This window comes from Bifidobacterium moraviense, from assembly GCF_012932365.1.
Taxonomy (GTDB): Bacteria; Actinomycetota; Actinomycetes; order Actinomycetales; family Bifidobacteriaceae; genus Bifidobacterium; species Bifidobacterium moraviense.
Genome location: NZ_JAAIIH010000016.1, coordinates 21,152 through 42,781, shown reverse-complemented (window position 1 = coordinate 42,781; position 21,630 = coordinate 21,152). Strand labels below are relative to the sequence as shown.

General features: G+C 68.6%; 15 protein-coding genes and 1 tRNA gene. 11 read left to right on the top strand and 5 right to left on the bottom strand.

Going from position 1 to position 21,630, the window contains the following annotated elements:
• Positions 1–38 precede the first annotated feature (38 nt).
• Positions 39–2,609: a glycoside hydrolase family 28 protein gene (locus tag G1C96_RS08685; protein ID WP_169276200.1), complete on the bottom strand. Its 2,571-nt coding sequence runs from the start codon at positions 2,607–2,609 to the stop codon at positions 39–41.
• Positions 2,610–2,717: 108 nt separating this feature from the next.
• On the bottom strand, positions 2,718–4,028 hold the full coding sequence (locus G1C96_RS08680; protein WP_169276199.1) for an ABC transporter substrate-binding protein: 1,311 nt from the start codon (positions 4,026–4,028) through the stop codon (positions 2,718–2,720).
• 250 nt (positions 4,029–4,278) lie between these two features.
• Here G1C96_RS08680 and nucS point away from each other — a divergent pair, with 250 nt between their 5' ends.
• A complete protein-coding gene (gene nucS, locus G1C96_RS08675) occupies positions 4,279–5,034 on the top strand; it encodes an endonuclease NucS (RefSeq protein ID WP_169276198.1) in 756 nt (251 codons plus the stop codon).
• Between the two features lie 148 nt (positions 5,035–5,182).
• On the opposite strand, the gene G1C96_RS08670 is transcribed toward nucS, so the two are convergent.
• Positions 5,183–6,169, bottom strand: coding sequence for an FKBP-type peptidyl-prolyl cis-trans isomerase (locus tag G1C96_RS08670; protein ID WP_169276197.1), 987 nt, complete (start codon positions 6,167–6,169; stop codon positions 5,183–5,185).
• Positions 6,170–6,264: 95 nt separating this feature from the next.
• On the opposite strand from G1C96_RS08670, the gene G1C96_RS08665 reads away from it, so the two are divergent.
• The 3 genes from G1C96_RS08665 to G1C96_RS08655 all read left to right on the top strand — a co-directional run bounded on the left by G1C96_RS08665 (position 6,265) and on the right by G1C96_RS08655 (position 9,590).
• Positions 6,265–7,437, top strand: coding sequence for a hypothetical protein (locus tag G1C96_RS08665; RefSeq protein ID WP_169276196.1), 1,173 nt, complete (start codon positions 6,265–6,267; stop codon positions 7,435–7,437).
• Positions 7,434–8,483, top strand: coding sequence for a DUF8094 domain-containing protein (locus G1C96_RS08660; protein WP_240945184.1), 1,050 nt, complete (start codon positions 7,434–7,436; stop codon positions 8,481–8,483). The genes G1C96_RS08665 and G1C96_RS08660 overlap by 4 nt, the downstream gene beginning before the upstream one ends.
• Before the next feature lie 135 nt (positions 8,484–8,618).
• Entirely contained in the window at positions 8,619–9,590 is a 972-nt protein-coding gene (locus tag G1C96_RS08655; protein ID WP_169276195.1) for a tetratricopeptide repeat protein, read from the top strand.
• Positions 9,591–9,630: 40 nt separating this feature from the next.
• Here G1C96_RS08655 and G1C96_RS08650 read toward each other — a convergent pair whose 3' ends face one another.
• On the bottom strand, positions 9,631–10,251 hold the full coding sequence (locus G1C96_RS08650) for a CYTH domain-containing protein (RefSeq protein ID WP_169276194.1): 621 nt from the start codon (positions 10,249–10,251) through the stop codon (positions 9,631–9,633).
• Positions 10,252–10,451: 200 nt separating this feature from the next.
• Here G1C96_RS08650 and G1C96_RS08645 point away from each other — a divergent pair.
• The 7 genes from G1C96_RS08645 to G1C96_RS08615 all read left to right on the top strand — a co-directional run bounded on the left by G1C96_RS08645 (position 10,452) and on the right by G1C96_RS08615 (position 20,118).
• Positions 10,452–10,524: transfer RNA gene (locus tag G1C96_RS08645), tRNA-Arg, on the top strand.
• A gap of 280 nt (positions 10,525–10,804) precedes the next feature.
• Positions 10,805–11,194: a Rid family detoxifying hydrolase gene (locus tag G1C96_RS08640; protein WP_169276193.1), complete on the top strand. Its 390-nt coding sequence runs from the start codon at positions 10,805–10,807 to the stop codon at positions 11,192–11,194.
• A gap of 264 nt (positions 11,195–11,458) precedes the next feature.
• The gene (gene argS, locus G1C96_RS08635; protein ID WP_169276192.1) at positions 11,459–13,294 is read left to right on the top strand and encodes an arginine--tRNA ligase; all 1,836 of its coding nucleotides are present in this window, start codon (positions 11,459–11,461) and stop codon (positions 13,292–13,294) included.
• Between the two features lie 716 nt (positions 13,295–14,010).
• Entirely contained in the window at positions 14,011–15,684 is a 1,674-nt protein-coding gene (locus G1C96_RS08630; protein ID WP_169276191.1) for a diaminopimelate decarboxylase family protein, read from the top strand.
• A gap of 619 nt (positions 15,685–16,303) precedes the next feature.
• Complete coding sequence (locus G1C96_RS08625; protein ID WP_335341945.1) at positions 16,304–17,614, top strand: homoserine dehydrogenase; 1,311 nt, start codon at positions 16,304–16,306, stop codon at positions 17,612–17,614.
• A 55-nt stretch (positions 17,615–17,669) separates the two neighbouring features.
• Positions 17,670–18,674 carry a homoserine kinase gene (gene thrB, locus G1C96_RS08620; RefSeq protein ID WP_169276189.1) on the top strand — a complete coding sequence of 335 codons (1,005 nt, stop codon included), beginning with the start codon at positions 17,670–17,672 and terminating at the stop codon, positions 18,672–18,674.
• Positions 18,675–18,801: 127 nt separating this feature from the next.
• On the top strand, positions 18,802–20,118 hold the full coding sequence (locus G1C96_RS08615) for a Maf family nucleotide pyrophosphatase (protein WP_169276188.1): 1,317 nt from the start codon (positions 18,802–18,804) through the stop codon (positions 20,116–20,118).
• Between the two features lie 216 nt (positions 20,119–20,334).
• On the opposite strand, the gene G1C96_RS08610 is transcribed toward G1C96_RS08615, so the two are convergent.
• The gene (locus G1C96_RS08610) at positions 20,335–21,330 is read right to left on the bottom strand and encodes a CTP synthase (RefSeq protein ID WP_169276187.1); all 996 of its coding nucleotides are present in this window, start codon (positions 21,328–21,330) and stop codon (positions 20,335–20,337) included.
• Positions 21,331–21,630: the final 300 nt, after the last annotated feature.

Genomic DNA, 21,630 nt, shown 5'->3' with positions numbered 1-21,630 from the left:
GCGTCGCACGGTCGATCGGACCGCGCGACGCGGGACGGCTACCGCACGACGATCGCGACGTCGTGCTCCACGACGGTGCCCGCCACGTCGAACGCGAGACGCGCGTGATGCACGCCGCGCTGTCCGTCCGCGGGCGTCCAGACGATCCGCCGCCCGTCGAACGCGGCGCCGTCCGGCAGTCCGGTCGCACGCACGGCCATCGGGCCGGCGCCCGGCAGCGGGTCGCGCACCGTCACGTCCAGCGCCAGCTCCTCGCCCGCGGCCGCGTCGACGCGCGAGGGCATGAGGAAGTACGGCAGGTACGCGGTGCGCGGCAGCGGGCGGTCCGCGTTCGGCGTCGCGTAGCGGTAGCCGTTCTCCAGACTGGGCAGCGTGGGGTGCGGGTAGAGCGAATCCGGCGGCGTGGCGGCCTCCGGGTTGTCGATCGTCACCCGCTCCACCGCCGTGTCCGCGGGGTACGCCGCGTCCTCCACGCGCGTGGCGAAGTACGGCTCCTCCGGCACGAACTCGAAGCAGGTGCGGCGCTTGCGGCGGTGCTCCACCTCCACCACGGCCGGCACGTCCGGCGCGGCGTCCGCGTCGAGACGCTCGAGGCGCACGCCGTGCACGTCGTCGAGCACCACGGCGGGACGCGTGTCCTCCACGTTCCAGCGCAGCCGCACGTTCGACGCGACCACGTCGTCCGCATGGCGCACGTACATGCCGTACGCGGGCGTGATGCCGAACTGCACCGGCTCCGGGTAGGCGCGCGCCGCCTCCGGCACGTTGTACGGGTCGTCCACCCACTCGCCCGTCGCGGCGTCGAAGCGCACGCGCGGCATCGTGTACTCGCGGTCCTGCTGCACGAACCAGTCCAGCGGCGTGGTCTCGCGCGCCAGATCGGTCTGTCCGAACGTCCAGTCGGTGCGCACGAAGCGCTGCTCGGCCGCATCGCGGAGCGTGTAGCCGCCGCGGAACGTCACGTCGACGTTGGTCAGGCGCAGGTCGCGGATGCGCCCGTCCACGCAGCCGGCCACGATGATCGCGTAGCGCGGGTCCACGTCGCGGGCCTTTACGTTGGTGATCTCCACGCGCTCGCAGCGGGCCGGTCGCGCCGCGCCCACCGCGTTGCCCATGCACAGCACGTCGTGGTCCGTGAGCGTCACCGACTCGTCCGGCACGTAGGCGTGCGCCGTCTCGTCGTAGCGGTACGGATGCCGCACGCCGTCCGTCTCCGTGAAGTTCGCGGGGTTGACGTGCACCGGATCGCGCTGGTCCACCACCGTGAGCGTACGGCCGCCGTCGAACGTCGTCGCCACGCGCCGGTAGGAGGGCACGTAGCGACGCACGGGGTAGACGTCGTACTCGCCGGGCAGGTTGGGCAGCACCCATTCGGGTTCGTCCAGACGCACGTCGCCTTCGGGCGCGCGCAGCTGGTCGGTGCCGTGGCCGGTGACGGGGAAGCGGGCGCGGTCGCCCACGCGGATGAATACCGGGCACGCGGTCACGCCGTCCATTTCCAAGTTCTCGGCCACGATGTCCGTCATGTCCGAGCCGTCCACGGCCTCGAGCGCGAGACCGGTGCAGCGGCGGAAGCGGATGTTGCGGATGGTCACGAGGCTGTAGCCGCCGGTGGCCTCGGTGCCGAGCTTCACGCGTCCGATCGGCCCCATGGCCGGGTAGCACGCCTGACGGTCCGTGGTGGGGTTGCCGGCGAGCACCGAGCCGATGTCGTAGCCGCACACCGTGCAGTCCTCGATGAGGATGTTGTGCGAGTCCTTGAACCGCTGCGCGCCGTAGGACGACTTCACCACGATCGCGTCGTCGTGCATCGTGTTGAACGTGCAGCCGCGCACGGTGCAGTCGGCCACGGAGTCGATGTCGATGCCGTCGCGGTTGGTGTCCACGGTGAGGTTCTCCACGAGCAGGTCGTCGGTGCCGGTGGCGATGATCGCGAAGTGGCCGCCCATGAGCATCGAGAAGTCCCTGAGCACGATGTGCGCGCAGTCGAACAGCGCGATGCCCTTGTTGCCGAACCATTCGGTGGTGTATCCCGGCTGGTCGCGCCGCGGCGGGTCCTGCGGGTCGGCGTAGGCCAGCGCGTCGTGGCGCACGCCGTGCTCGTCCACCCAGCTGCCGTCGATGAGGCCCTCGCCGTAGATCATCGCGTTCCTCACGCGGTCGCCCCAGATCAGGCAGTTGCGCAGATAGGAGTGCGCGTGGTCCTGCAGGCCCACGTAGCGGTTGACCTCGGGCTCGAGGCTGTTGCCGTCCTGGCCCTCCTGCGCGAATCCCTCGCCGGTGAAGTCGATCACGCCCTCGCGGATGGCGTAGCGGCCGGAGGCGAGCGTGGCGCCGCGGTCGATGCGCAGGTTCACGTTGCTGGCCAGCACCACGGTGTACGTCTCGAAGCGTCCCTCGGGGATCGTCACGGTGCCGCCGCCGGCGTCCGCGGCCGCCCGGATGGCGGCGTTGATGGCCTTCTGGTTCGAGGCGGGGCTCGCGTCCGGCGATGCGCCGAAGTCCAGGACGCTGAAGAGGCGCGGCTTCGCGAGGTCCTTCGGTGTCACCACGCTGCCGGTGGCGCGGGGGATACGCGGCCTGACGCGCTTCTCGGTCGTTGTGCTCATTGATGATGCTCCTTCACATCGGGATGGTGGTGTTGTCGGTTCTGAGAACCCGGGCGCGCAACGCACAGGGAAAACGTCGCGCGTCCGGGAGGAATGGGATAAGACGGATCAGCCCTTGGCCAGCGTCTCGTTGGCCTGATCGAAGAACTGCTGCGCCGCCGTCTTGGCGTCGATCGTGCCGTAGCACAGCGATTCCTCGATGGTCGGCAGGACCTTGGTGCCGACGGTGCTTGCGGCGGACGGCCAGGCCGGGTTGATCGTGCTGCTGTTGGGAATGATGACGTCATTGAGGAAGTCCATCGCCGTCACGTCGCTCTCGTCAAGGCTGGGTTTGATGGCGGTCTGGATCTTCGAGCTGATGGGCAGTCCTCGGTCGGTGAGCAGAATCTTGTTCGCATCCTCGTTGTTGGTGTAGAAGTCGATCCACTTCGCAGCGAGCTTCGGATTCTTGCAATCGCGGGAGATGGCAAAGAACTGGCTGGGCTTGACGTAGTTGGACTTGGTGGTGTTCGACGACGGCCAGTTGGCCACCGCCACCTTGTCTCCGTTGGGCATGGAGGACTGGAAGGCGGACACGTTGTTGGTGAACGCGAACGTCACCCACGAACGATGCGACGGATCGGAACCGTAGACCAGCGGGTTCTGGTCGTTGGAGCCGACCTTGATCTCGGTGTAGACCTCGGGCGCGAGGTGCCATCCTTCCTTGATACCGGTCTGATAGACGTTGAAGTATTCCTCGAGCTGGGCCGCGGAATCCACGCCGAGCTTGGTGTCCTCGAACAGCTGCACGCCTTCGCCGCGCAGCAGGTATTCCATGACGTTGCAGGTTTCGTAGTAGTAGAAGTTGGTCTTGTAGCCGGTCTTCTCGTAGACCTGCTTGCTGATCGACTCGAACTCGTCGAGCGTCATGTTCTCAGGGACCGTGATGCCGGCATTGTCCAGCAACGTCTTGTTGTACACCAGCACCGGCGCGTTCACCGCGTTCACCAGTGCGTAGGTCTTGCCATCCTTCTGTCCTGGTTCGATGACCTTGTCGTCGACGTTGTCCAGATTGATCGTGCCGTCGTCGATGTACGGCTGCATGTCCTGCAGCAGGCCGCTCTCGATGTATCGGTTGAGATAGATGTAGTCCATCTGGATGATGTCGGGCATGGACTTGCCGGCGGCGTTGGTGGAGAGCTTCTGCCAGTAGTCATAGAACTCGGAGAACTGCCCGTCGATGGAGACTCCCTGGTTCTGCTCCTCGAACATCTTGTCGATCTGGCCCATGCGGTCGTTACGCTGCTGGTTGCCCCACCATGCGATGGTCAGCTTGTTGTCGTCTCCACTTCCTGATGCGGAATTGCCACAGGCGGATACGGAACACAGCATGGCGCCCGCGACGATTGCGGCGCCGAGTTTCTTCATGATCGATCGCATTGGAATCACCTTTCCCTTGCTTGCGCAGGTGCAACATTGCCGCCCGCTTGTTGATACAACCTTGTACCACTGCGGCCCTCTACTTCCTGCTAGAGGACTCGCGGTCACTGTATGGCTGCACAACGCCTGATTCCAGATTTGTTGCCATGGTTTGCATTGATTATGTCGATATCGGCGATGCGCATTGGGCGATGCGGGCCCCCGATCGCCGTCGCCGCGCCGGTCGGGGGATGCGGTAGGGTGGTGGGCCGTGCGAATCATCGTTGCCGACTGCTCTGCCGAATACTCCGGACGCCTCAACGCCACGCTGCCCCCGGCCAGGCGCGTGCTGCTCATCAAGGCCGATTCGAGTCTGCTCATCTTCTCCGAGCTGGGATCGTACAAGCCGCTCAACTGGATGGCGGCGCCGTGCACGCTCAGGGAGATCACGCCCGACGACGCACCTGCCGATTCCGGAACCGACGCCGAATCCGAGCCGGACGTGGACGCGACGACGATCGACCCCGACGTCGCAACGCCGGTCAGGGTGCTGCGCGTCGCGGCCGCCAAGTCGAGCGACATCCTCGAGGTGAAGCTGTACCGCATCCATTCGGACGAGAGCTTCGATCTGGGCGAGGACCCGGGACTCATCAAGGACGGCGTGGAGGACCACCTGCAGCGCTGCCTGGCCGAGCAGATCGAGCGCATCGGCGCCGGCGCCAAGCTGGTGCGCCGCGAATATCCCACGGCCATCGGCCCGGTGGACATCATGGCGACCGACGCCAACGGCGAGCACGTGGCCATCGAGATCAAGCGCCACGGCGGCATCGACGGCGTCGAGCAGCTCACGCGCTACTGCGAGCTGCTCAACCGCGACCCGCTGCTCGCGCCCGTGCACGGCATCTTCGCCGCGCAGACCATCACGCCGCAGGCGCGCACGCTCGCCGAGGACCGCGGCTTCACGTGCCTCATCCTCGACTACGACGAGATGCGCGGCGTCGACTCCGACGAGCTGCGCCTGTTCTGAACGTCTGAGCGTCTGAGCGCGGCCGGCCGCGCATGCCGTGCATACGATGACGGCCCGCCCGTTCCGGCCCGCGCGTCCGGAGATCATCCGGGGATGCGGGGCGGAGCGGACGGGCCGGAAGCTCGTCTGACCGAAGCAGAGAAGCGGATCAGTACGCGGCCAGGATGTCCACCACGAACACCAGCGTGCTGTTCGCCGGGATGGAACCCTGCGCGGTGGAGCCGTAGCCCTTGTCCGGCGGGACCACCAGCAGCACCTGGGAGCCCACGGTCTGGCCGGTCAGGCCCTCGGTCCATCCGGTGAACACGCCGCCGGACATGCTCGCGTTGAACGTGGTGTTCTTGTCCCACGAGGAGTCGAACTGCGTGCCGTCCAGCAGCCAGCCGGTGTACTTCACCACGGCGGTGGAGGAGGAGGTGACCTGCGCGCCCTTGCCCTTGATGAGCGGCTGGGCCACGAGCGTGCCGTCCGACTGGTAGCCGTTGATGTCGATCGACGGCTTGCCGTTGCCGTCCAGCGTCACCTTCGGCAGGTTGGACGGCACGTCGGTCACGGCGTCGCCCTCGGCGCGCGTCAGATCGCGGGACTTGGAGACCACGGTGGAGGCCATGACGTACGACTTCTGCGCGTCGTCGGTGGCGGTGGTGTCGTTCACGCCCATGGCGATGAGCATGCCGACCTTCTGCCCCTTGAACACGTCGAGCAGGCCGGAGCGCAGCTGCGAGGAGTCGAGCACGGCGGCGCAGTCGGGCGTGGCGTTCTCCCAGCTGGAGTAGATCTCGGCGCCGGTCTTGGCGCTGATGGCCACGGACTGCATGCAGATGCGGTCGCCCTCCTCGAGGGTGTCGCCGTTGCCTTCCTGCAGGATCGCATAGCCGCCGTCCGGCACGGTGTACGGCGTGCTGTCGAACGTGATGGTGGGCTTCTGGCCGACCTCGCCGCTGGCCTTGATGCCGGTCATCTTCACCAGCGAGGACGACGCGGACGAGGAGGAGGGGGCGGCGGAGGAGGAGCCGGACGCGGACGCCGTCGTGTTGCCGCTGCCGCCGCAGGCCGCGAGGCCGACGGTCATGGCCAGCGCGCAGACGGCCGCCGCGGCGGTGGACAGGATGTGCTTTGCAGAGTCATAACGCATACCGCACCACAGTACCGTGTGCGGCTGAACTCGCGGGGAGCGGAATCGGCCCGGTAGTGAATGAAAGGTGAAGGGATTGTAGAATGGAAGGCGCTATGACTGATCAGGAACACAAGACCTCGCGTCGTGCCACCATCATGCGTGGCGTCGTCACGCCCATCTTCGGGCTGCTGGCGGTCGCCTGCTTCGTCTTCGGCATCCTCAACGCGACCGAGTGGAAGCCCACCGCCCAGGTGAACGCCTCCGCGTCCGCGGACACGCGCTACGTCGTCACGGATCCGGGCGTGCTCGCCCTGGCGGACGGCGCCTCCACCGTGACCGTCACGTCCTCCGCCGCCGACCGCAAACTGTGCGTCGTCTCCGGTCTGCCGCACGACATCACCGGCTGGGTGGCCGGCCATCCCTACACGCGTCTGACCGGACTGGCCTCGTGGAGCGAGCTGTCCGTGACCCAGGCCAAGGCCACCGGCACCCCGGACGCGCCCGCCGACGCGGTGAGCCTCGAACAATCCGACATGTGGCAGTCCGTGGACTGCGGCACCGGCACCGTGAGCATCGAACGCCCCGCGGACGCCGCCTCCACCGAGCTGCTCTTCGACAGCAACGCCGACGCGGCCGCCGACGACGACACCGGCGCCGCGCTCACGGTGAGCATGAGCTGGACGCGCGCCAAGCTGCCCGACTACGCCACGCCGCTGTACTTCGTGGGCGGTCTGCTCACGATCGCCGCGGTGCTGAGCGCCTCGCTGTTCGCCGTGCATCCCTCCAAGCGCCGCAAAAAGGGCAGCGCGTCCGGAACGGAGGTGGCCCGTGTGGAGGAGGAGATCACCGTCACCATCCCGCATCTCGTGGCGGGCATCGCCGGATCCGCGGTCAACTCGGCCGCCGTGGCGCTGCACCTCGCCAAGCCGAAGCGCCGCCGCCACGCCCGTCGTGCCGCGGGCGGCACCGGGGGCGCGGAGTCCGCGGCATCCGTGCCGCAGCCCAAGGTCGTGGACGTGACCGACCGGAACATGGTGGCGCAGACCGCCGCCGCCGCGAAGGGCGCGCAGGACGCTCAGCCGTCGCAGGACGCACGGCCCGTCCCCGAGGTGACGCTCGGCCCGGTCCAGTCCTCGCCGGACGGCGGGGCGGACGCCGATCGCGCCGCGGCGCAGGACGCCGAGCCCACCTCGGTGATCAGCATGGACGAACTCAACGCGTACATCGCGCGGCTCAACGCGGAGAACGCCGGCAAGGACGGCAAGGGCGAAGGGGGTAGCCGATGATTCGCAACGGTCGCAACGCAAACTCCGCGCGTGCGATGCGCGTCGCACGCGTCGCCGCCGCGGCGCTGGCCGTCGTCTCGATGTCCGCGCTCGCGGGCTGCGAGGGCCCGGTGCCCAAGGTCACGGCGAGCGCGTCGTCCGGCACCACGTCGAACACCCGCACGCCGGACCTCACCGTGGACCAGGAGGCGAAGATCCGCGCGTCCATCCTCGACGTCATCAACGCCGCCAACGACTCCAAGGACCCCTCGGCGCTGCAGACGCGCCTCACCGGCCCCTCGCTGGCCGTGCGCACCTCGCAGCTGACCATCGCCGCCGCCACCGGCGCGCTGGACAAGACCGCGAACATCCCGTCAGACATCGAGCAGACCGTCATCCCCACGGACACCGGATGGCCGCGCACGCTCCTGTCCATCACCACCACCACCAGCGACCAGCAGACGCAGCGCCTGCTGGTGATGGAGCAGACCTCCGCGCACGCCAACTACAAGCTGTGGGGCGTGGCGCGACTCTTCTCCGGCGCGCAGCTGCCCAAGTTCGCCGTGCCGAAGATCGGCACCGCGATGGGCACCGCCAACGACACCGGACTGGTGGCCACGCCCGCGGACGCGGTGGCGCAGTACGCCGATCTGCTGACCAACGGCGCCAACAGCCAGTACGCCGCGTCCTTCGCCGACGACGCCTTCCGCACCGACCTCGCCGCCACCGTGGCCAAGGTGCAGCAGGGCATGGAGGCCAACAAGGGCACGCAGACGCAGACCTTCGCGGTGGAGCCCGACGCCATCAAGGTGATGCGCTCTTCCGACGGCGGCGATCTGGTGATCGCGCAGATCAACTCCGAATGGACGCGCCAGGCCGGCGAGGGACGCCAATCGCTGCCCGCGTCCGCCGGCGAGACCGCGCTGTTCGCGGGAGGCACCGCCACCAGCACGATGAAGGTCACCTACGTCAACGTGATCGCGCTGTACGTGCCGCTGGCGTCGTCCGGCGCGCAGATCCAGGCGGTGGGCGCCGAGCGTCAGCCCGTCAAGGTGGAGGCGCTGTAGCGCATCGGATGCGGCCCCGAGCGGAACGGCCGCTGACGTCATGCCGGAACCTACAATGGTTCCGGCATTGTTGTATGACCCATGCACGGTCCGTCGGCCCCGTGGCGCCGGCGGCGTGGGAAGGAACGTGACAGTATGGCTCAGGAATTCAAGCCGGGGGTTTCGCTGGCGGGCGCCGTCGATCTGGAGGCGCTGCAGCATCAGGTGAAGTCCGATCCCGGGCAGGCCGGCGGCGCGCCCGCGGCGGGCGGCTACGTGATCGACACCACCGAGGCGTCGTTCCAGTCCATGGTGGCCACCTCGGCCACCTTCCCGATCCTGCTCATGCTGTGGATCCCCACCGACGACCGCCTGTTCGCGCTCGCGCGCACGCTGGGCGACGCGGTGAACAAGCGCAACGGCCAGATCCAGCTGTCCCGCATCGACATCGCCTCCAATCCGTCCATCGCGCAGGCGCTGCGCGTGCAGGGCGCGCCCGCGCTGTTCGCGCTCGTCAACGGACGCCCGATGCCCATCCTGCAGGGCATGCCGTCCGACGAGGAGCTCACGCAGATCACTGACACGCTCATCCCGCAGATCATCCAGATGGCCCAGCAGTCCGGCGTGACCGGCACCGCGCCGTACCAGGGCGATCCGAACGCCGACGCCGCCGGCTCGGGGGAGAACGGCGCCGCGGCCGCGCAGGGCGATCAGGTGCCGCCCGAGCATCTCGAGGCGCGCGCCCTCGCGCAGCAGGGCGACTACGCCGGCGCCGCCGCGGCCTACGCCAAGGTGCTCGAATCCGATCCGCACGACGTGCTCGCCGCGCGCGAACGCGCCAAGGCGCTGCTGCTGGCGCGCTCCGGGAACGCGGACGTGCGCGAGGTGCGCGCCGCGGCCGCCGCGGCTCCCGACGACGTGGAGGCGCAGCTCGCCGTGGCGGACGTCGACATGATCGGCGGGCAGATCCAGGACGCCTTCGATCGTCTGCTCGACTACCTCGCCGCGGGACACAAGGCCGATCTGGAACCCGTGCGCCAGCGTCTGCTCGAGTACTTCGCCATCCCCGAGCCCACCGACGAGCGTCTGAAGCGCGCGCGCCGCCGCCTCGCGATGCTGATGTACTGAGCCGTACTGAGCTATAGCTGTACTGAGCCGCCGAGCTTCGCTACTCCTCGCGGCGGTCCTTGCCGAAGAACGTGAGCATGCGCGGCCCGTGGTCGTCCAGCTCCCGCGCGTAGTCCGCGGCCCAGTCGGCATAGGGGCGCGAGGCGAGGCCGTCGTTGGAGAAGCGCGCGTCGTCGGTGATCTCGCTGACGCAGAACCGCGGGATGACGAGGTTCGTCACCGGGCCGCTGCGCTCGGCCTCGGCCACCACGAGCGGGGCGTTGCGTCCGCCGAACACGTCGATGTTCCAGCCGTCCTCGCCGATCCAGGCGCTGTAGCGGTTCTTGATGATCGGCGCCCCGCCGCGCATCACCAGCTCCGCCGCGATGTCCGGGTCGATGTCGCGCTCGGCCTCGTAGCGCGTGCCGCCCACGGACGGCCCCTTGACGGTCACGAACGCCTGCGCGAAGGCGCTGCGGTTGTCCCTGAGCACGGCGAGCGGATCGGTGCCCGGCGTCATCGCCTCGCGGATCCGCGTGGTCTGCAGGCGCACGCGCAACGCGTAGTTGTCCTGATGCACGTAGTAGCTCTGCACGATGAGGATCGGCGCGGAGCCGTCGTCCAGCTCCTCCGGCAGTTCGTGGCAGAAGAAGCGGCGCTCGTACTCGAAATCGTCTCGCATAGCCCCATTGTACGGACCGGAACGTCGACGCGGCAGTGCCTCCGCGCGACGGACGAGGCGCGATGATCGTCCATGCCGCGTCCGTTCCGAGCCTGTGCCGCGTCCGTTCCGCCCGCGCCCGCGCCGCGGCCGTTCCGGTTGCCGATGCGCGCGCCTTGCCGTACGATAGAGCAGTTGCGTGGCGATCGTCGCCGCGCGCCGGGTTCGTAGCTCAGTGGATAGAGCGTCTGTCTCCGGAACAGAAGGTCGAGGGTTCGAACCCCTTCGAGCCCACAGAAATGGCGGAATTCCAATGGTTTTCCGCCTTTTCTCATATCCGGGGGCGGAAATCGGGTACACATCGGGTACATAGTCGGGCATGCATCGGACACATCGCTTCGGGGCCATGGGAGGCTCTGGGCGCGTCGTCGTTCCGGCGTCCCACATGCTGCGTGGCGCTGCATGATGCGAGACGCCGCGCGCGGACGGAGGGACGCGACGCCTACACTGTGACGCAATCGCCGCACCGTCGTGGTGGGCGTCACCGATCATGAGTCGACAGATGGGAGCACACATGAGCGAGAAGATGGAAGAGGTCGCCACGTCGTACGCACCGGCGGCGCTGGGCGCCTACAGCCAGGCCGTGAAGGCCAACGGGTTCGTGTTCGTCTCCGGCCAGCTGGGCATCGATCCGGCCACCGGCGAGCTGGCCGGCGAGACCGCGGGCGAGCAGGCCGCGCAGGCGCTGAAGAACATCAAGTGCATCCTCGATGCCGCGGGCACCGGCATCGAGCACGTGGTGCGCGCCACCATCTACCTGAGGAACGTGGAGGACTTCAAGGAGGTGGACGCCCGCTACGCCGAGGTGTTCATCGGTTCCGTGAAGCCGGCGCGCGTGGCGTTCGGCAACAACATGATCCCCAAGGGCGCGCTCGTGGAGATCGACGCGATCGCCGCGGTCTGACGCGCGGTTCCGGTCTTCCGATCGTCCGTCTGCACGCCCGTTGTCCGTCGTTCGTACGATTTCACCGCCGTGGACTCGCTCGGACGGTGGAACCGTACGGGCGCATACGATTTCACCGGCCGAGGTCCGCCTCGCCGGTGAAATCGTATGTATGGACCGTCGTCGGGTGGTCGGGGACCGTGACCCGTCATCCGCGTGCGCCGACGGCCGCTCCGGAATCGTCCGCTCCCGCCGACTGTCAACGCGCCCGTTAGACTGGGGAGAATGAGTCCTGAAGCCCTGAGTGAACTGATCGAGAAGATCGCGCATGAGCTGGTGGCCGCAGGCAAGGCCGGCCAGCTCACCGAAGACCTGATTCCCCCCACCGCCAAGTTCGCCGTGATGCGTCCCAAGGATCGCGCGCACGGTGACTGGGCGTCCAACGCCGCCATGCAGCTGGCCAAGAAGGCCGGCATGAAGCCGCGCGACCTGGCCGAGCTCTTCGCCGCCGCGCTCGCCGCCGCCCCCGGCATCAAGTCCGTGGAGGTGGCCGGCCCCGGCTTCATCAACGTGACGCTCGACTCCGCATCCGCGGCCGCCATCGTCGACGCCGTGCTCGAACAGGGCGCCGCGTTCGGCCGCAACGACCATCTGGGCGGCGAGACGCTCAACCTCGAGTTCGTCTCCGCCAACCCCACCGGTCCCATCCACATCGGCGGCACCCGCTGGGCCGCGGTGGGCGACGCCATGGCCCGCGTCCTGGAGGCCAACGGCGCCAAGGTGGTGCGCGAGTACTACTTCAACGACCACGGCGAGCAGATCAACCGCTTCGCCAAGTCGCTCGTGGCCGCGTGGGCGCGCGCCAACGACCTCGGCGACAAGGGATACCAGACCGAGACCCCGTTCGACGGCTACAAGGGCGCCTACATCGACGAGATCGCCCGCCGCGTGCAGGACGAGGCCGCCGCCGACGGCGTGGACCTCACGTCCCTGGACCACGAGGACCAGGGGCTCAACGCCGACGGCGAGCCCGTGGGCGAGTCCGATTCCGCGCTGCGCGAGGAGTTCCGCAGGCGCGCCGTGCCGATGATGTTCGACGAGATCCAGCAGTCGATGCGCGACTTCCGCGTCCACTTCGACGTGTGGTTCCACGAGAACAACCTGTACCGGGACGGCGAGGTGGACCGCGCCATCGCCGAACTGCGCGAGCGCGGCGACATCTACGAGAAGGACGGCGCCACCTGGTTCGAGTCGACCAAACACGGCGACGACAAGGACCGCGTGATCATCAAGTCCAACGGCGAGTTCGCGTACTTCGCCGCGGACATCGCGTACTACTGGAACAAGCGCCACCGCAACGGCGACCCGTCCGCGCCCGCCGACGTGGCGATCTACATGCTCGGCGCCGACCACCACGGCTACATCGGCCGCATGATGGCCATGTGCGAAGCGTTCGGCGACAAGCCGGGCGAGAACATGGTGATCCTCATCGGCCAGCTCGTGAACGTGCTCAAGGACGGCAAGGCGGTGCGCATGTCGAAGCGCGCCGGCAACGTGGTGACGATCGACGACCTCGTGCAGGCCGTGGGTGTGGACGCCGCGCGCTACTCGCTGGCCCGCTCCGACTACAACTCGCCGCTTGACATCGACCTCAACCTGCTGGCGAGCCACACCAACGACAACCCGGTCTACTACGTGCAGTACGCGCACGCCCGCTGCTGCAGCGTGGACCGCAACGCCGCTGACGCGGGCATCGACGCCGCGGCCGCCGACCTGAGCCTGCTGGACACCGCCGCCGACGGCGAGGTGCTGGCCGCGCTCGCGCAGTGGCCCGCCGTGGTGCGCGAGGCCGGCGACAAGCGCGCGCCGCACCGCGTGGCCCACTACCTCGAGGATCTGGCCGCCGCGTACCACAAGTGGTACAACGTGGAGCGCGTGGTGCCGATGGCGCTGACCGATCCGGAGAGCCGTCTGGGCGACGAGGAGCGCGAGGCGCTGCAGATCGCCAAGAATCCGTCCGCGGAGCGTGCCGCCGCGCGACTGCGCCTCAACGGCGCCGTGCGCACGGTGATCGCCGCCGGCCTCGATCTGCTCGGCGTGGGGGCGCCCGAGAAGATGTGACGATTCCTGCGGAATCGTCGCGGTGTTGTGCGCGGCGCTCCGTGGTGTCGCGCCGGCTACGGGGAGTCCACCGGACTTCCCGTCCCGAGAAGATGTGACGATTCCTGCGGAATCGTCGCGGTGCCGTGCATCGTATCGGGCGAGGAATCCTTTGGGGTTCCTCGCCCTTTTGCGTGTGCGTTGCACATGCGGTTGCGCGTGCGCGTGCGCGGCCGGGCATGCGGCGCCGATGCGTTTATCGCATGTCCGTAAGCAATGCAATCGATCGCATTGTGAGATTCGTCACAGTGAGCGATCACATCCCAGACGTTAACGTTAACAGCGTTTATGTACTCTTGCGGCCAACATGTGAGACGGCTACGTTCGTGAAGTGAAGGGGCGACCGAAGTCGTGACGACGAGACTTCGATGGTCCTCTCGAGACGTATGAGAGGAAAGGGGCTCACGATGACGGAGCACAGCTGCAGAGTCATAGGGTGCGAGGCACCGGCGGAATCACAGGGACTGTGCGCGATGCATTTCACGCGTGCCCTGATCTACGGTCAGGTGCGTCTTGCGGAGACGCAGACGCGCAGCGCGGGCGCTCCCAAGCCCGCCGTCGCGCAGTAGCGACGCATCGCGCATTGGTGGACATCGCGCTCCTCGCGCGTGCCGGTCGCGTACGCTGGTCATGACGAGACCCGCGCGCGGCGCGGCAGACGACGAGGAGTGATTGTCATGAGCGACGAGCAGGAACGGACGCAGACCACGGCGGAAGCCGCCGAAGCCACGAACGCGACGCGGAACGGCGCGCGCCCGGGCGCGATCTGGCCCGAGGCCACGGCGGTGAACGCCGACGGCGAGCTCACGTTCCACGGGCGTACCGCGGCCGGACTGCTCGACGAGTTCGGCTCGCCGCTCTACCTCATCGACACCGACGAGGTGCGTGACCGCGCCCGCCATTTCGTGCGCGCCGCCGCGCAGGCGTTCAGCAACTCCACCACGCACGTGAGCTTCGCGGGCAAGGCGTTCCTGTCCAAGGAGATCGTGCGCATCGTCACCGAATCCGGCATGTACGTGGACACCTGCACGATGGGCGAGATGCGCATCGCGCTCGCCGCCGGCGTACCCGGTCGCCGACTGGTGCTGCACGGCAACAACAAGTCCGACGCCGAGATCGCGCTCGCCGTCGAGCAGGGCTTCGCGAAGATCGTGGTGGACGAGCCGGACGAGCCGGCCCGCATCGCCGCCATCGCGCACAGGCTCGGCAAGAGGGCGCGCGTCATGCTGCGCGTCACCGCCGGCATCCACGCGGGCGGCCACGAATACATCTCCACCGCGCACGAGGACCAGAAGTTCGGCGTGCCGCTCGTCCCCGCCGGCACCGACGCCGCCGTGTTCGGCGTGCTCGACCATCTGGACGACGTGACGCCCGCCGCATCGAACGCGCGCATGGCCGAGCGCCGTGCCGATGCCGCCAACGCCACCGACACCGCCGACGCCGAGAAGACGCGCCCCGGCGACCATCTGGGCGAAGGCCGCGAACTGCGCTACGACGTGCGCTACCCCTACGACCTGAGCCACGAGGAGGTCGGCCCCACCGACCGCGCGCTTGCCGAGGCCATGACCGCCGTGGCGGACGGCCCCGCGCTCGCCGTGCTCAAGGACATCGCCGCGCGCCACGAGGATCTGGAACTCGTGGGCATCCACTCGCACATCGGCTCCAACATCCACGACGCCGACGCGTTCATCCAGGCCGCCAAGCGCATGATGCTGCTGCGCAAGACCTTCTACGCCACGGACGCGATCACCGTCCCCGAGGTCGATCTGGGCGGCGGCTACTCCGTGGCCTACGTCCCCGGCGAGGACTCGATGGACATCGACGCGGAGCTCGGCCGCCTCGCCGCCGCCGTGCACGACGTCAACCGCGCGCTGGGCATGCCGGATCCGGCCGTCAGCTTCGAGCCGGGACGCTGGATCGTGGCCCCCGCCGGCGTGACGCTGTACCGCGTGGGCACGGTCAAGCCCGTGCATCTGGCGGACGGCACCACGCGCACGTACGTCTCCGTGGACGGCGGCATGTCCGACAACATCCGTCCCGCCCTGTACGGCGCCGACTACACGGCGCTGCTGGCCAACCGCCGCGGCTCGGAGCGCACCATGCTCTCGCGCGTGTGCGGCATGCACTGCGAATCCGGCGACATCGTGGTGCGCAACGTGCAGCTGCCCGACGACATCCGCCGCGGCGACGTGCTCGCCGTGCCGGTGACCGGCGCGTACGGGCGCACGATGGCCAGCAACTACAACCAGGCGCTCATCCCGGCGGTGGTAGGTGTGTCCGAAGCGGGCGCGCACGTGATGATCCGCCGCCAGACGATCGACGACCTGCTCGCCCTCGACGTGAGCGACTGATCCCCGTCCCGCCCCGCGCCTTCTCGGCCATCCTGAGCGGAGACCCGCTCTCCCGTCATCCTGAGCGGAGGCCCGCTTTCCTGTCATCCTGAGCGGAGACCCGCTTTCCTGTCATCCTGAGCGGAGGCGGAGCCGGAGTCGAAGGATCCTTGGCTTTGTCTGTGGTGGTTTGGGTCAGGGATCCTTCGACTTCGCCCTTCGGGCTTCGCTCAGGATGACAGGGGAGGTCGGTTCTGTCGGGCTTCGCTCAGGATGACGGGGAAGTTGGTTCCGTCCGGGTCGGCGGGGATGTCGGGCTCCGACCGGGGCGGTGAGAAGGTCAGTCCCTTCGGGCTTCATCATTGTCGGCTGAGTGGACTTCGTGCTGTTCCCTCGGTCATCCTGAGCGGAGGCGGAGCCGGAGTCGAAGGATCCTTGGCTTTGCCTGTGGTGGTTTGGGTCAAGGATCCTTCGACTTCGCCCTTCGGGCTTCGCTCAGGATGACGGGAAAGTTGGTCCCGCGCGGGGCGACGGGGAGGTCAGCCCTGCTGGGCTTCTCCCGGGCGGCGGGAACGCCGGTCGGGGGAGGGGGGACCGTAGGATGAATATGGATTACCGTCGTTTCACTGAGGAGGATCGCGTGGCCGAGAACACCACCCCAATTCGCGTTGCACTGCTGGGAGCCGGCACGGTCGGTTCCGCCACCGCCCGTCTGCTGGTGGAACAGAAGGAGGAGCTCGGCAAGCGCATCGGCCGCCCGATCGAGCTCGTCGGCGTGGCCTGCCTCGACCCGGACGAGGTCAACTACCCGTGGATCGACAAGTCCCTGCTCACCACGGACACCGCCGGCCTGTGCACCCGCGCGGACATCGTCATCGAACTCATCGGCGGCACCACCGTGGCCCGCACGTTCGTGCTCAAGGCCATCGAGTCCGGCGCGTCCGTCGTCACCGCGAACAAGGCGCTGCTGGCCAAGTACGGCCCGGAGATCTACCAGGCCGCTGCGGACAAGGGCGTGGACATCTACTTCGAGGCCGCCGTGGGCGGCGCCATCCCGTTCCTGCGTCCGCTGCGCGAGTCCCTGGTGGGCGACAAGGTCACCAGCATGCTCGGCATCGTCAACGGCACCACCAACTACATCCTGGACGAGATGACCACCAAGGGCCTGCAGTTCGACGACGTGCTGAAGGACGCCCAGGCCAAGGGCTACGCCGAGGCCGACCCGACCGGCGACATCGAGGGCTACGACGCCGCCAACAAGGCCGCGATCATGGCCACGCTCGGTTTCCACACCAACGTCACCATCGACGACGTGAGCGTCGAGGGCATCACCAAGATCACCGCCGACGACATCGCCGCCGCCACCGCCGAGCACAAGGTCATCAAGCTGCTCGCCGTGGTGGAGCGCTCCGAGGCCGGCGTCTCCGCGCGCGTCTACCCGGCGCTCCTGTCGGACACCCACCCGCTGGCCAGCGTGCACGGCAGCTTCAACGCCGTGTTCGTGAAGGCCGAGGCCGCCGACGACCTCATGTTCTACGGCCGCGGCGCCGGCGGCGACCCGACCGCGTCCGCCGTGGTGGGCGACGTGGTCACCGAGGCGCGCCACATCGCCGCCGGCTGCACCGGTCCGGAGATCCCGCTGTACAACGACCTGCCGTTCGCCCCCGCCGACGCCTCCCGCGCCGCGTTCGCCGTGCGCTTCCTCATCCACGACAAGCCGGGCGTGCTGGCCGCCATCGCCGCCGAGTTCGCGAGGAACGGCGTCTCGATCAACGGCGTCAACCAAGACCTCAAGCCCACGGCCGTGGACCCGGGCTACGACGGCGAGATCCAGCAGCTGCGCATCGTCACGCACCCGACCGACGAGGTCACGCTGCGCAACACCGTCAAGGCCGTGCAGCAGCTCGACTTCGTCACCGGCGAACCGTCCATCCTGCGCGTGCTGGACTGACCGCCGCATCGCACCATCGATCGCATCGTCGATCGCATCAACGAAGGAGACCGCCATGCTGCCCGACATCAGCTCCGTCCACGTCCGCGTGCCCGCCACCAGCGCCAACCTCGGCTCCGGCTTCGACACCGTGGGCCTCGCGCTCGACTACCACGACGAGCTCGAGTTCACGCTCAACGCCAATCCGGACGACGTCGCCGCGCACATCGAGATCCACGGCGAAGGCGAGGACACGCTGCCGCGCGACGAGACGCATCTGGTGGTCTCCACGTTCCGCAAGGCGTGCGAGACCTTCGGGCTCGGCCGCTTCGGCTTCACGATGGTGGCGCACAACCGCATCCCGCAGGCGCGCGGCATGGGCTCCAGCGCCGAGGCGATCGTGGCGGGCATCGCGGCGGCGGCCGGGTTCGCGCACCGCGGCGAGCTGAACCGCGCGGCCGTCTTCGACCTCGCCGCGCATATCGAGGGCCACCCGGACAACGTGGCGCCTGCCGTGTACGGCGGGCTCACGGTCTCGTACGACTTCGAGGCGCCGGAGGGCGTAGGCTCCGTGGGCATCGCTGGCGGCGAACCGCTGCGCCGCGGCTTCCACGCCGTCAACTACCCGGTGGACCCGGACGTGGAGGCGTTCGTGTTCGTGCCGGACTTCGAGCTGTCCACCGAGAAGGCTCGCGAGGCGCTGCCCCGGCAGATCGCGCACCGCGACGCCGTGTACAACGTGTCGCGCGTGGGGCTCATGCCCGCCGCGATGAACCCGTCCTCGCTGGGGGCGGACGGTCCGGCGCAGGCCAACGCGCTGCTGTTCGCCGCCACGCAGGACAAGCTTCACCAGCCGTATCGCGCGCCGCTCATGCCGCCGAGCACCGCGCTCATCGCCAAGCTGCGCAGGGCGGGCTACGCCGCCGCGGTCTCCGGCGCCGGCCCCTGCGTGCTGGTGCTGCACCACGGCCAGGCGGCCGACGACATCGCCGCGCTCGTCGCGCCCGAGCTGGCCTCCGGGCACTGGCGCATGCTGCACCTGCCGATCAACATGACCGGCGTGGAGATCGAGCGTCGCTGAGTCCCGCCGGACCGTTCGCCGGGACACGCCGCCGCGTGGCGCGGACACGCCATGCCGTGCGTGGAAGCGGGGCATTCCTGCGATACAGTCGGTACTAGGAACTGACCGTGTAGGAAGTTGGTGCATCATGGCTATTCCGCTGATACTCGCCTCGAAGTCACGTCCGCGCCGCGACGTGCTGTACAACGCCGGCATCTGCGCGACGATCCGCGTCTCCCATGTGGACGAGCCGGCGGTGGTGGCGCATGAGGCCTCGCGTCTGGGCATGACCGTGGCCGAGCTGCCCGTGCAGAGCCAGGTGCTCATTCTGGGGCAGGCCAAGGCGCAGGCCGTGTACGACGCGACCTGCGAGGTGCGCGAGGCCGCCGCCCGCGCCACCGGCGAGCTGCAGGTGTGCCGTCCGCTTCGGGAGGGCTTCGACGTGATCGCCGAGCGCGAGCCGATCCTCGACGCCATCGAGCGCCACGGCGGCATGGCCGTCTCGCGCCGCGGCCCGCTGATCCTCGGCTGCGATTCCATGTTCTGTCTGGGCGACCAGGCCTACGGCAAGCCGCACGACGCCGACCACGCGCGCGAGCGTCTGCGCGAGATGCGCGGGCGCACGGGCACGCTGTGGACCGGCCACTGCCTCATCGACGTGGCCACGGGCCGCACGGTGCGCGCCGTGAGTCACAGCGAGGTGACGTTCAGCAACTACACCGACGCGGAGATCGAACGCTACATCGCCACCGGCGAGCCGCTCGAGGTGGCCGGCTCGTTCACGCTGGAGGGCTTCGGCGGCTCGTTCATCGACTCCATCCAGGGCGACCCGTCCGGCGTGATCGGCCTGAGCCTGCCCACGTTCCGCAGGCTCGTGGAGCAGCTCGGCTACAGCGTCACCGACCTGTGGAACCTGAACCGCGAACAGCAGCTCGGCATCAACCCCGACGACCCCAAGGCCCCGCGCGACAACGTGCACCAGCCCGGCGACGGGTGGATCGAATGCGCCTGCGGCAAGCGGCACTGGGGCACCAATGGCGCGTCCGGCGTGCTGCTGGCGCGCCGCGACCCGGCGAGCGGCGACGTGACCGAGGTGCTGCTGCAGCATCGCGCGCTGTGGAGCGCCGAGGGCGGCACGTGGGGCGCCCCGGGCGGCGCGACCGCGGACGGCGAGAGCCCGCTCGAGGGCGCGCTGCGCGAAAGCTACGAGGAGGCGAACATCCGCCCCGAGGACATCGACGTGGTCGGCTCGTATCTCGAGGACCACGGCTCCTGGGGCTACACCACGGTCTTCGCGTTCGAGAAGCCCGGGCACACCGTGGAGCCGCGCGCCAACGACGACGAGAGCATGGAGGTCGAGTGGGTGCCGCTGGAGAAGGTGAAGGACCTGACGCTGATCTCCGCCATGCAGCGCGACTGGCCGCAGTTCACGGCCCGGCTGCAGGACATATCGCACGCCATGTAGGCGTTGTGGGCGTTGTAGGCGGATGCGGGTGTGGCTTCGGACGTTTCGGTGCATGAATCCGTCCGGGGCCACATCCGTTTCCGCATGTGGATGTGACTTCGGACGTTCTAGATCGCCGAGACGTCCGTATCCACATCCGATGCCCGCGGACGGACGTGTTTCCGGACGTCTCCGACCGCGATCGACCGACGCCTCCGTGCGGTTCGCGCGTTCTCCCTACGACCATGCGCCCAGCTGCCGGCGGATGATGTCGTTGGTCGGCACGCGATTGACGGACAACAGCCGTCTGACCGTTCCGGGCCGGTCGAGCTGATCGTGGAAGAGACGGAACACGTCGATGCCCTGTTGCTGCAGGCATTGCTGCCGGTCGCGCTCCTCGGTCACCACCTGGCGGATGTCGCGCGTGCCGATCATCGCCGGGTCCACGTACTTGCGCGTGCCGTCGAACTCGCAGGCGACGTGTGATCCGTCTTCGCGAACCCACATCATGTCCGTCCGATGCACCCGTCTGCGATCGGTCAGACACGGCACCTCCACCTGCAGCTGCGGCACGTCGGCACCGCATTCGTGCAGCATGCCGCGGCATCGGGATTCGCCGCCGTTCTCGCTGGCCCCGTTCGCCAGGGCGAGCAGCTGCATGGCCCTGGCCCAGGATCCGTCCCGTCTGCGCCCCATGCCGTGCTCCGTGAGCGAGGAGATCGTGGATCTGCCGAGGCGGAGCGCCGAGTCCGCGAACGCCAGCGCGTGACTCGGCCGGAACCGGGCGGCGCAGTCGTAGACCGTCGTCTCCGCGGAGGTGACCATGATGCCGTCGACCCGTTCCGTCCGGGTGCCGGCGCCCGGCGTCACGGCGACGAGGCGGTTCCTGCGCGGATGCGTGTCGCGCGCATGGCGCGGAACGAGGCGGTAGATATCGCCAGACAACGCGTACGGGCAGTCCAGACCATGGACCAGTGCCGCGGAGGGGCCTGCGAACGTCCAATCGGGATGCGCCGCGGACAGGGCGCGGATGACGTGCAGCGACTGCTCGTTGGGATCGAGCGAGCGCCAGTGTTCGGCCTCGGCGTACAGTCCGCGCCACGGGCGGACGAAGGAGCCCCGATCGACGCGTCTGCACAGGACCCTGCGCATGGATTCGTCGGGAGGGATGATGCATCGTCGCTCGCGGCGGGATTGTTCGGCCAATGCGGCGACGGGACCGTTGCTGGTCATGATGGTGCCTTTCGCGTTCGACATCCTCCATCGCCGTTAGCGGTGTGAGCAGGTTATCCCATCCCGACGACCCGTGGGAGCCGGCGTGGCGCGCGGCGTGGCGTCCGCGCTCACATCCGATCGTCGACCGGGGTGTGCGTTCGGACGTTTCGACGCGCGGAATCGTCCGAACGCACACCCGTTTCCGGGTTCGGATGTGCGACCGGACGTTTCGGGGCGCGGAATCGTCCGGAAGCACATCCCGTCGTCCCGGCGGATGTGGTTCCGGACATGCTTCGGGCGCATCTTGGACATATCGCG

Bases quoted from the DNA above. Each gene is read 5' to 3' on its own strand.
- G1C96_RS08685 (WP_169276200.1), bottom strand. From the start codon at position 2,609: ATGAGCACAACGACCGAGAAGCGCGTCAGGCCGCGTATCCCCCGCGCC.
- G1C96_RS08680 (WP_169276199.1), bottom strand. From the start codon at position 4,028: ATGCGATCGATCATGAAGAAACTCGGCGCCGCAATCGTCGCGGGCGCC.
- G1C96_RS08670 (WP_169276197.1), bottom strand. From the start codon at position 6,169: ATGCGTTATGACTCTGCAAAGCACATCCTGTCCACCGCCGCGGCGGCC.
- G1C96_RS08665 (WP_169276196.1), top strand. From the start codon at position 6,265: ATGACTGATCAGGAACACAAGACCTCGCGTCGTGCCACCATCATGCGT.
- G1C96_RS08660 (WP_240945184.1), top strand. From the start codon at position 7,434: ATGATTCGCAACGGTCGCAACGCAAACTCCGCGCGTGCGATGCGCGTC.
- G1C96_RS08655 (WP_169276195.1), top strand. From the start codon at position 8,619: ATGGCTCAGGAATTCAAGCCGGGGGTTTCGCTGGCGGGCGCCGTCGAT.
- G1C96_RS08650 (WP_169276194.1), bottom strand. From the start codon at position 10,251: ATGCGAGACGATTTCGAGTACGAGCGCCGCTTCTTCTGCCACGAACTG.
- G1C96_RS08640 (WP_169276193.1), top strand. From the start codon at position 10,805: ATGAGCGAGAAGATGGAAGAGGTCGCCACGTCGTACGCACCGGCGGCG.
- argS (WP_169276192.1), top strand. From the start codon at position 11,459: ATGAGTCCTGAAGCCCTGAGTGAACTGATCGAGAAGATCGCGCATGAG.
- G1C96_RS08630 (WP_169276191.1), top strand. From the start codon at position 14,011: ATGAGCGACGAGCAGGAACGGACGCAGACCACGGCGGAAGCCGCCGAA.
- thrB (WP_169276189.1), top strand. From the start codon at position 17,670: ATGCTGCCCGACATCAGCTCCGTCCACGTCCGCGTGCCCGCCACCAGC.
- G1C96_RS08615 (WP_169276188.1), top strand. From the start codon at position 18,802: ATGGCTATTCCGCTGATACTCGCCTCGAAGTCACGTCCGCGCCGCGAC.
- G1C96_RS08610 (WP_169276187.1), bottom strand. From the start codon at position 21,330: ATGACCAGCAACGGTCCCGTCGCCGCATTGGCCGAACAATCCCGCCGC.